Origin of the sequence: Nemorincola caseinilytica (assembly GCF_039540515.1) — a bacterium.
In the GTDB taxonomy this organism is placed as follows: Bacteria; Bacteroidota; Bacteroidia; order Chitinophagales; family Chitinophagaceae; genus Nemorincola; species Nemorincola caseinilytica.
In genome coordinates this window covers 172,714-186,918 of record NZ_BAABFA010000019.1, presented here as the reverse complement: position 1 = coordinate 186,918, position 14,205 = coordinate 172,714, and the positions used below count along the sequence as shown (strand labels likewise).

Sequence of the window (14,205 nt, the reverse complement as noted above, 5' to 3'; positions counted from 1 at the left end):
GTTCTTAAAACTACTATTCTTTTCCATATTTAACAAAAAGAATACAAATAATTTACCAACGGTCATAAAACCTCTTCACAGAACCTCCTGTATACCTATTTGCAATACTGTTTCATGTATTGCTCGGCCTGGGGGTTCTTCATCGTTTGGGCTATGAGCAGGTCATTGCAGCAGCTATCTTTCTTGTTCATTACATAGTAGTAGCTGCTTCTCATTATATATGCCTGCGACCATAGCGGGTCTACACCCACCACGGTGTTTATGTCGTTTATGGCCGCCCTGAAGTCCCTGGCGCCCGCATAGGCGGCGGCACGGTTCACATAGCCCATCATCTGGTTCGGGTTCAGCTCTATCACCTTCGTATAGTCTTTTATGGCGCCCTCTATGTCTCCCACTTTGTACCGGCAGCCACCGCGCCCGCTATATGCCAGGTACACATCGGGCCGCTGGCCTATGGCCTCGTCAAAGTCGGTTATGGCCTCTTTATATCTCCCGGCCGCTGCAGCCTTCTGGGCCTTCATCATGCGTGCCATATAGAAATCGGGCTTCAGGCGCAGTGCCGCGCTCAGGAACGTAGCGCTTTCCTTCTCATTGCCCAGCAGGTCCTCTACGCCTGCCTTGCTGTAGTAGGCCATCACAAATTCGGGGTTCAGTTCTATGGCCCTGTTTATGGCACGCATTGCCCCGCCCATATCGCCTGTAAGCTGATACAGGCTGGAAAGCTGGTAATGGGCCAGGTAATAGGTGCTGTCCATGCTCAGGCACTCCTTATAGGCCATTTCCGCACTGTCGAACTTTGCCGCCAGTATATAGGCATTACCCGCATCGTACTTTTCTTTCACTGCCGCCTTATCGCCGCCTGTCGTCTTTGCCGGCTTATCGCCGCCGCAGGCTGCCACCATACTGCCCAAAGCCAGCAGGGCCACCATCATTTTACCCTTCATAGTTGTCATTTTCCTGAAAAATAAGGTAAGATCCCTTACCGAACAATTACCTCTGTACGCTACTAATTAAAAGCAATATTCATACTCGCAGGTAAAATGAACGCATAAAAAATTTATCCTAAAAATGTTTGTTAATATTTAATTCACTATCTTGTAATGATCTCTAAACAAATAAACGACCAATTTATGAAGAAGATACTTTACTCCTTTCTTCTGGGAATATCGGTTATGGGCGCTACACGCGCCGCTGCACAGTGCCCCGCGGGCCGCTACGATACCGAGCTCTTTCCCACATACAGTGTGAGCACCGTCACCTACTCCACGCCTTACAACCTGCAGATGGACATCTACCAGCCCGATGGGGACACCTACCCAAACAGGCCGCTGATGATACTGGGCCATGGCGGTAGCTTCATAGGCGGCAGCAAGACCGATGACCCCACTATCGTAGAGCTCTGCAAGCGCTTCGCGAAACGTGGCTATGTCACAGCATCTATCAACTATCGCCTCGGCGACCTCTTCTCTATGGCAGCCGATTCGAACAAGGCCATATCCATAGTGGTAAAGGCCATAAGTGATGGTAAGGCCGCCATACGCTACTTCATGAAGGATGCTTACACCTCTAACACTTACCATATAGATACCAACAACATCTTTGTGGGTGGCAACTCTGCAGGGGCCGTGCTGTATATGCATGTGGGCTACCTGGGCAGTATGGCCGAGGTACCATCATACATAGCCGACACCATGCTCACCAATGGCGGCTTTGAGGGCAATAGCGGCAATGAAGGATATAATGTAAAGGTAAGGGGCATCATCAACCTGGCAGGGGCGCTCAATAGCACTTCATTCATAAACTACAACGACAAACCCAGTGTGAATGCACAGGGCACTGCCGATAATACGGTACCGTACAACTGTGCCTACCCACTATCGGGTGTGGTGCATGTGAACCTCTGCGGTATGGGCCAGCTCGAATCTGTGATGGCCACCCAGAACATTTACCACATGACCAGGATATATGATGGCGAAGGCCATGTGCCATGGTCGTCAAATGCGGTGATGCTGAACTCTGTAGATTCTATGGTAGAGGAGTTCTGCTACAACATCATATGCGATGGCGCGGCAGCAGTAAAAGAGACCAAAAACACAACACAGGTATCGCTCTATCCCAATCCTGCCACGGGTTCTGTGAACATATCGGCCGGTGCCGCACTCAGCGCCATCACCATATGCGACCAGACAGGCCGTACCCTGCACACCATCACAGGTATACGCAGCAACAGCTATACTGTGAATACCGGCGCATTCGCCCCCGGTCTTTACTTTGTACGCGCTACCTTTGCCGATGGCAATGTAGCGCCTATAGTAAAACAACTGGTGATACAATAACAAGCTTTGATACCTCTCACATACAAGAGCGCCATACCCCTCGGGGTATGGCGCTCTTGCTTTATGCTCTTATCCGGTCGCTACATCTATGGCATCCTTCTGCCGCCGGGGCCCATGCCGGGTGGCATACCGGGTACATCCACGGGTTTTTCCTGCTCCGGCGGCGCCCCACTCTTGAACTTGCGTATCGTATATGTTAGCTGGAACATGAAGTACTGGCGCAGCACCTGTGTGTTCACATTCTCTACATACGTCTCTGTGACGGTACGGGTTATGCTGGTGTTCTGGTTCAGCAGGTCATACACGCTCACGCGCGCCTCCAGCGCCTTTTTGAAGAACTTATATCCTACATATGCGTTCCACAAAAAGTAGCTCTGGTCGCCCGATCCGCTGAAGGCCGTATAGTAGTTGTTGGTGATGTTGGTATTGAACACGAAATTGTTCGCAAATATCCAGTTGATACGGAAGGATGCGGCATGGTTGTAGAAATTGTTCGCGTTCTGCGCCTGTATGGTATTGTTCACTATGTTGTAGTTGCCCATATATGATAGTGTGAAGTCGAGCTTCTCGCTTACATTGCTGCTCAGTACCATACCGGCCGATGGTATATAGTTGCCCGAATAGTTCACCACATCATTTATAAGGCCGGGTATGCGCGAATAATTGAAGCCTGCATTGATGTTCAGGTTGCTTTTAATGGCCTTTACCGGCACACCATAGGTAATGAAGAAACGCGAGGCCAGGTAGCCATCCAGGTTCACCGGCCGCGACAACTGCCCGCCACGGTTGATGAGTATCGAAGTATTAGATACAGGGTCGGTATACAGCGAATCGCGGGTGGGTATGTAGGTGGCCGTACCTATATAGTCCTGTGTGCTGTTCAGGTACAGGTTCATAAAAAGGTTACGGGCGGTCTTGGCATCGGTAAGGCCATAGCGCATCACCAGCGTATGCTCATAGGTCTGCACCAGCTCGGCATTGCCCGTGCGCAGCAGCAGCGGGTTCGATACATCTATCACGTTCTGCATCTGCGATACCGATGGCAGGTTGGTGGCTGTGCGGTACATGATGCGCATATTGCTGCCGCTGCCACCCTTGTAGTTCAGCATGGCATTGGGCAGCACATTGGTGAATGTGCGCGCTATAGTGATGTCCCGGGGAAACTGCTGCACCCCGTTCAGCTCTGCCTGCTGCATGTTCACCCCGGCATTGAAGTGCAGCTTGCTGCTTCGTTCTCCTACACGGTAGCTCACGCCGCCCTTCTGTGTCACATAGGTATTGTTGTATATGCTGGAAAAGGTGGTGTCTATATTCGGAAGGTCATTACCTGCAGCATCCCTGCTGCGGGTCTGCTTGTCCGATGCGTTCTCGGTGTACGAAGGATTGTACGACAGTTGCAACTGCCCGTTCTTTCCCACCGGTTCGGTATAGGTCAGATTTCCGCCTATGGTGCTGCCATGGGTATACAGGTCGTAGCGCTGGTCTCGTACCACACTATCAATGGTGCTGGTGATGTATTCGTTCAGCGAGTAGTTGGTACCATCACCGCTCTTCTCGTTCAGCGATCCGTTCATGTTCAGCGATATGGTACGGCGCGGCTTGCCGAACTTATGCTGGTACAGCAGGTTGCCCGATGTGTTGTAACCCGTATTGTCGGCCGATGTGCTGTTGCGGCTGCGGCTTTGCAGCACATCGCCCATTTGGTTACCTGCCAGTACATTGGTCACGCTGCTGTTGTCCTGCAGGCTGGCCGATGGCGTGAAGGTGATAGAGTTGGAAGAGTCTATATTGTATTCCAGCCGCATATTGAAGCGGTGGTTCATGTTCTCGGTACGCGTAGTGGCATCCTCGCCGTAGAACTGTGGGGCAAAATAAGTACGCGCTGTGCTGTCCCTGCGTTCTACATTACTGTTGTTGAAGAAATAGCTGGCCGTTACTTTTATCTTCTTGCCCCAGGTATCGCTATAGTTTATGCCCAGCGCATTGGTGGTAGCTATACCGCCCTGCTGGCCCACCATGAAGTTATTGCCCTGGCCACCGCCCCAGTTGTTTCCGCCACGGCCACCACCACCACGGCCACCACCGCCGCGCCCGCCGCCGCTACCACCGGAAACACCCAGTATATCCTCGCTGCTGAAATTCTGCTGGTTGATGTTGTTGGTAAGCCCCAGTAGGGATATACGCCTGTCGCCATTGAAGATGTTGAGGTTGCCGCCCGCCAGGTAGCGCTCATCGGTACCATAGCCTGCATATACCTTGCCAAAGTAGCCTTCGCTTTTGGCGCGCTTGGTAATGATGTTCATGGTCTTCTGCGCACTGCCGTCATCAAAGCCCGTGAACATAGACTGGTCGCTCAGCTTGTCGAACACCTGTATCTTGTCTATCACCTCGGCGGGCAGGTTGCGCAGCGCCGCCGTAGGGTCCGACCCGAAGAACGGCTTACCGTCCACCAGTATCTGCTGTACGGTCTCACCGTTCACTTTCACACCTGTGTTATCGCTGGTCATGCCGGGCATCTTGCCCACCAGGTCCTCTGCCGTGGCATCGGGGTTGGTCTTGTAGGCATCCGCCCTGAACTGGCTGGTGTCTTCTTTCTGCTCTGCCCTGGTCTGCTTGCCTTGTACGTTCACTGTCTTCAGCTCTTTGGCCGCATCTTCCATAGCTATAGTGCCCATATCCACATTTGTCGCGGCTATGGTAATGGTCTTCTTTACCACCTTGTACCCCAGGTAATTCACCTGCACCTGGTAGGCTCCCGGCGACATATCGTTCAGCACAAAATTGCCATCTATATCCGACACGGTGCCCGTCTTGCGGTTGGTATCGGCCGCAGCTATTGCCTGTACCACCGCGCCTGCCAGTGGGGTGGCATCCTTACTGTCCGTCACTTTGCCTGCTATGGTGTATACCTGTGCAAAAGCGGCCGGGCCTTCTGCTATAAAAAGGAATGAGAAAAGGATAAAAAGCAGTACTCTCATAGATATGAACCCTGTTTTGCTGCCCGAAATTTACACAAAACCCCTCCATACACACCTAACATTATTTCGGGCAAATGTATGTGTCGGTATATGAGACCATTGAAAAGGCGAAAAGTAAAAAGCATGAACAAAAAAGCCCGGCACCAAAGTATGGGCTTTTTGTGCCGGCTCATTCGCGAATGATGATCATATCCCCATCATCATTTATGGAAACGATGCGCGATGGTGCGTGCAGGGTAGCATCATCGCGGCGGTGATGTACCACATAGCCCGCACCATCCTTTATAGCAGGTACTATGTGAGCGAAGATAGCCGGGGCAGGCTCGCCACTTACATTGGCCGATGTGGACACGATAGGCCCACGGAAACGTTTGATGAGCGCACGGCAAAAGGGATCGGTAGCTACACGGATGCCTATGCTGCCATCGGCATTCACCACATTATCGGCAAGGTTTATGGCGTTCTGGTATATAACTGTGGTAGGCCGCTCAAAGGCCTCTACAATGGCTATGATATCGGGTGGTGGGGCAGCCACATATCGCAGTATATCGCGGGCATCGGCCAGCAGCACTATCATGCTCTTGTTCTTCGGGCGCTGTTTTAGCGCGAAGACCTTGTCTACAGCGGCCTCGTTGCGGGCATCGCATCCCAGCCCCCATACGGTATCGGTAGGGTAGAGGATGGTATCGCCTGCCTGTAGGGCGGCCACACAGGCTTTTATGTCTTGTTCGGTATCCACCATAGCAGTTGTGGGTTGGTTATGGTCTTTGCACAGCGAAAGTGACCCTCGGGACAGGCCTTGTGCCCATGCAGCCCGCAGGGGCGGCAGGCAAGGGGCTCCATGGTCTCTACCACTACGCCATTGGGCCGTATGGGGCCGAAGCCGAAAGCCGGCACCGTGGAGCAGAAGACCGCTGTGACGGGGGCATTCATGGCCGATGCGATGTGCAGGGGGGCAGAATCGTTTGTGTAATTCATGACGGCGCCCTGCATGAGGGCGGCCGAGCGCAGGAAGGGCATTTTGCCACAGAGATCGTGTACATCGGGGTGCGTGGTACCGGCTATGATGCGCTGCGCAGTGACGGTATCGGAAGGTGCGCCTATGAGGTATACGGTATAGGTATGCGGTATGGCGTTTATCAGTTCTGCCCATTTCTCTACCGGGAACTGCTTGGTGAACCATACCGAAGAGGGGGCAATGCATATATATGGGCCATCCTGCTGGTAGGGCCGGGCCTGCTCGCGGTCGGTAGGGGTAGGGTAGAGGGCCGGCATGGCCGGTATGGGATCGGTGATGTCGGCTATGAGCTGCTGGTTGCGGTCGGTCTCGTGTACAGGTACCTTTGCTCCCGGCTCAGAAATGAGGTGTTTTACCCTGCGGGTATAGCAGTAGGAAAAGGGATTTTTGCTGAAACCTGCCTTGTATGCCGCCCCCGAGAGCTGGGTAACGAAGCCCGATGAGCCGAAACGGTGCAGGTTGATGACGTGTGTATACTTATTTGCCCGTATCCGCAGGGCCATTCGCCAGAGGTTGAGGGTCTTATGTCTGGTCTTATCCCATATAAGTACTTCCGTAATGTGCGGGTGGCCCTGCAGCAGGCCCTCATTTCCCTTGCGCAGCAGCACATCTATATGCGCCTGTGGGTAGTAGCTATGCAGTTTCTCTACTATGGCGGTGGCAAGCACCACATCTCCCGTAAAAGCGGTCTGGATAATGAGGAACTTATGCATGGGAGTGCGAAGTTAAGGCCTGTGGGACCTAAATGGTTTTAACAATAAAAAAATCTGTTTTTCGGATCTTTGGTATTAAATTTGTTTCTCTGAACAAATAAAACAGAATTTTTAAGATGAGAAAGTTACTTCTTTCAGCTGGTATCGTATTGATGTCGTGCAGCGTGCTATTGGCACAGGACAAGAAAAGCAAGAAGGATAAGAAGAAGGAGAACAGGCAGACCGAGATAAGCACACCTGCCCCTTCATCTCTTACTACTTCTAATGCTGTTGCCGTACCCGCGGCTACCAGCCTTAATGCCGACGATCTTGCGTTCGCTGATATGGTACACGATTTCGGTACTGTACCCGAAGGCCCTGATGCATCGTTCTCGTTCACCTTCAAGAACAATGGTAAAGAGCCTATCATCATACAGAAAGCGCAGCCCTCATGCGGCTGTACAGTGCCTTCTTTCTCGGGCGAGCCTGTGCCCCCCGGCGCTACAGGTAAGATAGATGTATCGTACCACACGAAGGGCAGGCCCAATGCGTTCACCAAATCTATAACCGTAGTATCGAACGCGGGTACCAAGGTGCTGACCATAAAAGGCAATGTAGAGAAAGCGCCTGTAAGCTCTGTGCCGGAGAACACTTCTATGATGAAGACCAACTAATACCCGTAAACTAATAGTTCCGATAACATAACAAACCAAGGTAAAATGAAAAAGGTATTCATAACGTTCCTTTGCCTGTCGGCATCTGCCATCGTTGCAAATGCACAGGATAGCAAAACCTCTGCCCCTGCTGCCGCTGTTCAGCAGGCTCCTCCTCCGCCTCCTCCACCCCCTGCACCAAAGGCGAACCCTGATGCAGGTAAGTTCAAGTTCAAGGAAGAGACCCACGACTTCGGCGAAGTGCCTGAAGGCCCGCTGGCAGAAGTAGACTTCGAATTCAAGAACGTAGGCAAAGAGCCTATAGTGATACAGGAAGCACACGGCTCTTGCGGCTGCACAGTGCCTAAATGGCCTACAGAGCCCATACTGCCCGGCAAAAAAGGTGTGATACATGTGGCCTATACCACACAGAACCGCCCCGGCCCCATAAGCAAGGACGTGACCATAAACTCTAACGCACAGCAGAGCCCAATGGTACTGCACATAAAGGGTAATGTGAAGCCCAAGCCAGCAGACCCTGCACCGGCAGCACCTGCCACTGAGCAAAAATAATTCCTGGCCACCTGGCCACATAAAGGATAAACTGAAAATAGTTGGCCATGGCCAACTATTTTCGGAATAGGGAAAGTTCAAACACAGATCAGATATGAGAAAACTACTTGTTCCGGTACTGAGCGCACTACTGATGGGTGCTACTGTGACCACAACATTAGCACAAGACAAGACCGCTGCTACAGCACAGCAGCCGGGGCCACGCTTCAAATTCGAGACCGGTGAGACCCATGACTTCGGTGTGGTAAAGAGAGGGCCTGTGGCCATGCATACCTTTGAATTCACGAATGTGGGCACAGAGCCTATAATAGTGATGAACGTGACACCATCTTGCGGCTGTACCAATGTAGAGTGGAGCAAGAACCCCGTACTGCCCGGCCAGAAGGGTTTCATACAACTGGGCCTGAAGACCGAGGAGCAGCATGGTGTATTCCACAAAGAGGTATACATACAGTCGAACGCGATAACGCCGCATGGCGAGAAGCGCTATACCCTGTACATAAAGGGCAATGCCAAGGACGATGTGACCGAAGAGGACCTGAAGAAGAACGAAAAGGCCACTAAAGGCAAGAAGAAGAAAAAGTAAAGCCCCTCCCCATCCCTGCCTACCGGCAGGCAGGCCTCCCCCTAGGGAGGGTGGTGGTGTAGGCCCGTATTTGAGATATACTGCCCCTGCTATGAGCGGGGGCAGTTCGTTTTATAGTATTGGGGGATCTGAGTGACACCAATTGAACAATAGATGTACCCATTGCTAGTAAGCCTCACCCCCGGCCCTCTCCAAAGGAGAGGGAGATGTTATCGGACACTTTTTTAATGACGAATTTTGATGTTCGATCGGTATGATACATGCGTTCAGCCGTCTCCCTATGTCTCCCGAATGGAGGCGTGCTTTCGTCCCTGTCTTATGTGTTGGTGATATACTGGAGCATCTGAACGGTTCGCAGCCCTCTTAGTGCTGCGCGAGGGCAGTGGGCAGGCCATCCAGGCTCACCTGGTTCTTTTCGGCGCGGTACTCTTCCAATCCTTGAGGGCCTTTCTTTTCCACCCACTTATAGGCATGGTCGCGCTCGCCGGTATAGTCGTAGAGAGGCACGCTGTAGCCGCAGGAGGTCTGCACCTTGTGTATATCGGCAACTATGACCTGCCGTATGCCGGGCGCCTCGCCGAAGAGCGATATGTACCTGTTCCACTCGGCGCTGCCGGGCAGTATGGTGCGGCCTGTGCCATAGAGGCGCAGTATATTGGGTGGGCCATCGAAGGCGCAGAACATGATAGTGATGCGGCCGTTCTCCAGCACATGGGCCGATGTTTCGTTGCCGCTGCCTGTGATGTCCAGGTAGGCCACATGTGTGGGCGACAGCACACGGAAACTATCGAGCCCCTTGGGCGATAGATTGATGTGGCCATCGGCGGCCAGTGGCGCTGTGGCCACAAAGAACATCTTCTGGTGCTCTATGAACTTGATGTGCGCATCTTGAATGCTGTCGGAGAATTTTCCCATAATAGGTATTTCAGGTCTAGTAGAACGTTACACATTTTTCGGGGTATTCGGTAGCATGGCGTAGTACCAGGTTGCGTATATAGTCATTGTCCTGCACGGGCTCTATGCTGCTCTCCAGTGCCGTTATGCTCTTCAGTTGCTCTGCCCTGTCGGTGATGTAGCCCATGCCGAAGATATTGCCGTTCTTCATGAGTATGCAGCTATATTCATTATCGTCTATGCCCTTGTCTATAAGGGCAAAGGTGGGCAGCATAGTGCGTATCTGCTCTATGGCCTGCGCAGCTTTTTTGTTGTACTCCTCGGGTGTATGCGCCTGGTCCTTACAACTGCATTCCGCTGCAGATGATATATTGCAGAGGCGGGTACAGAGGCCTATATCCTCTATGAGCTGGCGCAGCATGAAGTGGCCCTCGGTAACAGTATTGAAGGTATAGAGCGGCTTCAGGCTGCGCCGTATCTTCTCTACCGCAAAGCGCATGAAGCCCTGCATATCCTCGTACACGAAAAGGCCATACTGTGCCAGGTAGCCCTTCTGGCTGCGGTTGTGTACCGGCCATAGCTTGCGTATCTCGGCGCTTTCCAGTATGTGTGCCATCAGCTCGGTGCCGCACTCTTTGTAGCTTATATGGTGTGTCTCTTTCAGGAAGTCCTGTTTCTGGCGGTTCACCTTGTTATTAGAGAAGTGATTGCGCACACGCTTGCGAATGTTGCGGGCCTTGCCTATGTATATGGCCTTGCCTGCAGCGTTGTAGAAGTAGTACACACCTGTGCCGGATGGCAGTCCTTCTAGCTCGGCCACGGGCAGGTGTGGCGGCATGTATTGCTCGCTGTTGCGGCCCTTGAGCATAGCGGCTATAGCGCCTTCGGTATCGTTCTGCGTTATGATGGCAAGCAGGTCGGCGGTGGCCAGGGCATCGCCGCCGGCGCGGTGGTGGTTGGCATGGTTTATACCCAGCCGTGCTGTGAGCTTGCTCAGGCTGTAGCCATTGAGGCCGGGCAGCACCTTGCGTGCCAGCCGCACGGTGCATAGCTTTTTTGTATCCAGCTTGTATCCTGCGTCCTGCAGGTGGTGCCGTACAAAGGAGTAATCGAAATTGACATTATGTGCCACGAATACCTTGTCCTGCAGCAGCTCGTGTACCTGTCCCGCTATCTCGCTGAAGGAGGGGGCATTGGCCACCATGGCATTGTTGATGCCTGTGAGCCGCTGTATGAAGTAGGGTATGGGTATGTGGGGATTGACAAGGGTCTCGTAGAAGTGCAGCACTTTTTTGCCGTCATGTATCACGATGGCGATCTCTGTTATGCCGTTAGCTGCGGCAAAACTGCCCGTGGTCTCAATATCTACTACTGCGTATAGCACACTTATACTTTCTCTCGTACTAAAGGTACAGAATTAGGCATTGCCAACCGCGCAGTGTATATGCATTTCAAATTGTTGCGTATCGGCCTCTCCCCGACCCTCTCCGAAGGGAGAGGGAGGTCTATGTCCGCGCGGTCGCGCGAGTGTTATTGCAACGAATGTTATACGACGATCTGAGGGCCATCTCCATGTAGTGAATATGTAATTGTACAGGCTGTAGGTAAGTCAATAGTTATCAATAACTTTTCATTAATTAAATTTGTTATAGCAAATAGCCGGATCTTGTATATCTTGCCGGGTCAAAAGTATTTTACCCCAATACAGGTGCGGAAAGTGGTATGCATAAGGGCTTAGAACACAATATTGTGGTGGAGAGGGTATGGAGAAGAGCGCTCGCAACGGTATTTTCCCTGCTGGTGGCACTCATTGCCGGTGCGCAGGACAAGCCCGTGCGCGATGAACTGGCCATAAATACCAACAAGAATAAGGCTGCTGCAGAAAAGGACAAGACCACGGGTAAACTGACACCCGCGCAGGCCAAAGCATTGCTAGCTGCCGAACTGGGCAAACTATCGGACGGGAACTGCCCGCAGATGCAGAGCGCCATACAGGCCGGCGCCGATATAAAGGCCAAAGGGCCCGGTGGCTGGACCGTAATGCATACGGCAGCTGCCTGCGGAAATATTCCCCTCATACAGCTGTGCATAAAAAAGAAGCTGAACATAAATGCCGAGTGGAAGACGGCCACCATGTGTACCACACCACTGTACTGGGCCGTAAAAAAGGGCTATGAGACAGCAGCACAACTGATAATAGACAATAACGGTACCATGGGCACACACAATGGCCATGTGACCGAGCGCTATGATAGCGGCAACTACTACAACGGCAATGTACGCGCGGGCGACAGGCATGGCCCGGGTACCATGTACTATGCCGACAGCAGCAAATATGTGGGCAACTGGGCCAATGGCGAGATGAGCGGCCATGGTACGTTCTACTTCTCTGACGGCAGCAAATACGAGGGCGAATGGGCCAATGACAAGATGTGGGGACAGGGTGCTATATACCTGGCCAATGGCGACCATTACGAAGGCGGCTGGATAAGCGGCAGAATGGAGGGAAAGGGTACCTTTTACTGGAAGAACGGCAGCAGGTTCGAGGGGATATTTACCAATGGGCTGCAATCGGGCCAGGGTACCTTTTACTGGGCCAATGGAGATAAGTATGTAGGTAGTTTCAAAGACGGGCATATGGCGGGCAAGGGTGTGAGGTATTATGCCAATGGCGACAAGGCCGAGGGCGAATGGAAGGACGACTACCTGACCGGGCCCGGAACGTATACCACTGTGAAGGGCGATAAGTTCGCAGGTACTTTTGAGAAAGACCTCTTTAGCGGGAAGGGTACGCAGAACATGGCCAACGGCAGTGTGTATGACGGCGAATGGAAAGATGGCGTATACTGGGGCCAAGGCACTATGAAGTGGGCCAATGGCAATGTATACAAGGGTTCTTTCGTGAATGGTAAAATGAACGGGACAGGTGAAATGGTGTGGCTGAGCGGAGAGCGGTATACCGGCGAATATGTAGATGGTGTGCGCTGTGGCAAAGGTGTCTTTTACTATATCAGCGGAGACAGGTATGAGGGGCAGTGGAAGAACGACAGGCAGCATGGCGATGGAGTGTTCTACTGGTCGAACGGGGAGACGTATGTGGGCCAGTTCGTAGACGATGAGATGAGCGGCACAGGTGTATGTAACTGGAACAGCGGCGAGAAATACCTGGGCAGCTATGAGAAGAGCAACCGTAACGGCTGGGGGCGGTATACATGGCCCAATGGCGATACCTATGAGGGCTTTTTCAAGAACAACCTGCGCTGGGCGGAATCGGGCACCTACCAATGGACCAATGGCGATAAATATGTAGGGCAGTGGATACTGGACCGCCGTACAGGCTGTGGTACCATGTACTGGTACAATGGCAATGTATATGAGGGCGACTTTTATCACGACCTGTATGAGGGGTATGGTGTACTTACCGTAAAGGCGGCAGGCAGTATAAAGAACAGCCCCGGCTGCGTGACCTATAAAGGCATGTGGAAGGAAGGTAAAAAGAATGGCCCCGGAAAGTGCTATGACTTTTTCGGGGGCCTGCTGTACGAAGGGGAATTCCACAATGATATACCTGCGGGCAAGTACCCACCCATCTTTATGCAGAAATAGCGTTCGTTATTCCTGCACCAATAGGTTCTCTGCAAATACCTTCGATACTGTGGTAGCCTGTTTATTGTTGCCCACGGTTATGATCATAGAGCTATCGAAAGATATCTTCTCGGTAAGGGTGATGCGGGTGCCTATACCTATATCCAGCTTTTTCAGGTATTGCAGAAAGGCCGCGCTGGTGTCTTTTACCGCCACCACTTTGCAGGTCTTTCCCTCGGCTATCTCGGCCAGCAGTGTCTTGTAAGTGACGGCGCTATCGCCATTGGCCTTGGGTATGGGGTCGCCATGGGGGTCGTACTGGGGGAAACCAAGGAACTTATCGAGCCGGTCGGCCAGCTGGGGGTGATGCACATGTTCCAGTTGCTCGGCTATATCGTGTACCTCGTCCCAGCCATATCCCAGCTTATCTAGCAGAAAGGCCTCCCACAGCCTGTGCTTGCGTACCACCGATATGGCCACATTCATGCCCGCCGGGGTCAGCTTCACGCCCTTGCTTTTCTCGTATTCCAGCAGTTGTTTCTCGGTAAGCTTCTTTATCATATCCACCACCGAGGCAGGGTTGTTGCCAAGCGCCTCTGATATGGCGGTGGGTGTTATTTTGCCTGTTCCCTGTTTGTACAGGTTATATATGGCTTTTAAATAATTTTCTTCTGAAAATGTATGCATTGCAGTAAAAATGTGATCGGTACAGTGGCAGACGGGTATAGACAAAGATAATGGTTTTGAAAGACGCCTGCCCGGCAGAGGGTCATATGCAGGTAAAAGAACATGAGCGGGAATTGTTAACGCAGGGGTGTACAGGAAGCAATGGATCGTATAATGCAGTATCTTTAATAGTGTCTCTGCGAGGACGAGCATAGCGATCATTG

At 52.2% G+C, this 14,205-nt stretch carries 12 protein-coding genes and 1 pseudogene; 5 read left to right on the top strand and 8 right to left on the bottom strand.

Annotation, left to right across the window (positions count from 1 at the left end; all coding sequences use genetic code 11):
• Positions 1–95 precede the first annotated feature (95 nt).
• Complete coding sequence (locus ABD843_RS13630; protein ID WP_345084102.1) at positions 96–953, bottom strand: tetratricopeptide repeat protein; 858 nt, start codon at positions 951–953, stop codon at positions 96–98.
• 177 nt (positions 954–1,130) lie between these two features.
• On the opposite strand from ABD843_RS13630, the gene ABD843_RS13625 reads away from it, so the two are divergent.
• Positions 1,131–2,336 (top strand): T9SS type A sorting domain-containing protein, encoded by a 1,206-nt coding sequence (locus tag ABD843_RS13625; RefSeq protein WP_345084099.1) that lies wholly within the window; start codon positions 1,131–1,133, stop codon positions 2,334–2,336.
• 86 nt (positions 2,337–2,422) lie between these two features.
• Here the strand turns inward: ABD843_RS13625 and ABD843_RS13620 are convergent, their stop codons facing one another.
• From ABD843_RS13620 to ABD843_RS13610, 4 genes and pseudogenes are all read right to left on the bottom strand, one after another.
• Complete coding sequence (locus ABD843_RS13620; protein ID WP_425575759.1) at positions 2,423–4,639, bottom strand: outer membrane beta-barrel protein; 2,217 nt, start codon at positions 4,637–4,639, stop codon at positions 2,423–2,425.
• Between the two features lie 330 nt (positions 4,640–4,969).
• Positions 4,970–5,314 (bottom strand): annotated as a pseudogene (locus ABD843_RS16435) (carboxypeptidase-like regulatory domain-containing protein); the annotation flags it as partial.
• Positions 5,315–5,483: 169 nt separating this feature from the next.
• Positions 5,484–6,056: an L-threonylcarbamoyladenylate synthase gene (locus ABD843_RS13615; protein ID WP_345084093.1), complete on the bottom strand. Its 573-nt coding sequence runs from the start codon at positions 6,054–6,056 to the stop codon at positions 5,484–5,486.
• Positions 6,032–7,045 (bottom strand): glycosyltransferase family 9 protein, encoded by a 1,014-nt coding sequence (locus ABD843_RS13610; RefSeq protein ID WP_345084090.1) that lies wholly within the window; start codon positions 7,043–7,045, stop codon positions 6,032–6,034. Before ABD843_RS13610 ends, ABD843_RS13615 begins: the two co-directional genes overlap by 25 nt.
• Positions 7,046–7,161: 116 nt before the next feature.
• On the opposite strand from ABD843_RS13610, the gene ABD843_RS13605 reads away from it, so the two are divergent.
• The 3 genes from ABD843_RS13605 to ABD843_RS13595 all read left to right on the top strand — a co-directional run bounded on the left by ABD843_RS13605 (position 7,162) and on the right by ABD843_RS13595 (position 8,836).
• Positions 7,162–7,698: a DUF1573 domain-containing protein gene (locus tag ABD843_RS13605; RefSeq protein WP_345084087.1), complete on the top strand. Its 537-nt coding sequence runs from the start codon at positions 7,162–7,164 to the stop codon at positions 7,696–7,698.
• 45 nt (positions 7,699–7,743) lie between these two features.
• On the top strand, positions 7,744–8,250 hold the full coding sequence (locus ABD843_RS13600; RefSeq protein ID WP_345084084.1) for a DUF1573 domain-containing protein: 507 nt from the start codon (positions 7,744–7,746) through the stop codon (positions 8,248–8,250).
• 94 nt (positions 8,251–8,344) lie between these two features.
• Positions 8,345–8,836 carry a DUF1573 domain-containing protein gene (locus ABD843_RS13595; protein WP_345084081.1) on the top strand — a complete coding sequence of 164 codons (492 nt, stop codon included), beginning with the start codon at positions 8,345–8,347 and terminating at the stop codon, positions 8,834–8,836.
• Between the two features lie 363 nt (positions 8,837–9,199).
• On the opposite strand, the gene ABD843_RS13590 is transcribed toward ABD843_RS13595, so the two are convergent.
• Both ABD843_RS13590 and ABD843_RS13585 read right to left on the bottom strand, forming a co-directional pair.
• Positions 9,200–9,751, bottom strand: a complete 552-nt coding sequence (locus ABD843_RS13590) for a pyridoxamine 5'-phosphate oxidase family protein (protein WP_345084079.1) — start codon at positions 9,749–9,751, stop codon at positions 9,200–9,202.
• A 16-nt stretch (positions 9,752–9,767) separates the two neighbouring features.
• A complete protein-coding gene (locus tag ABD843_RS13585; protein WP_345084077.1) occupies positions 9,768–11,114 on the bottom strand; it encodes an exonuclease domain-containing protein in 1,347 nt (448 codons plus the stop codon).
• A gap of 365 nt (positions 11,115–11,479) precedes the next feature.
• Here ABD843_RS13585 and ABD843_RS13580 point away from each other — a divergent pair, with 365 nt between their 5' ends.
• Positions 11,480–13,336 carry an ankyrin repeat domain-containing protein gene (locus tag ABD843_RS13580; protein ID WP_345084075.1) on the top strand — a complete coding sequence of 619 codons (1,857 nt, stop codon included), beginning with the start codon at positions 11,480–11,482 and terminating at the stop codon, positions 13,334–13,336.
• A gap of 6 nt (positions 13,337–13,342) precedes the next feature.
• On the opposite strand, the gene ABD843_RS13575 is transcribed toward ABD843_RS13580, so the two are convergent.
• Positions 13,343–14,002: a metal-dependent transcriptional regulator gene (locus ABD843_RS13575; RefSeq protein WP_345084072.1), complete on the bottom strand. Its 660-nt coding sequence runs from the start codon at positions 14,000–14,002 to the stop codon at positions 13,343–13,345.
• Between the last annotated feature and the right edge of the window lie 203 nt (positions 14,003–14,205).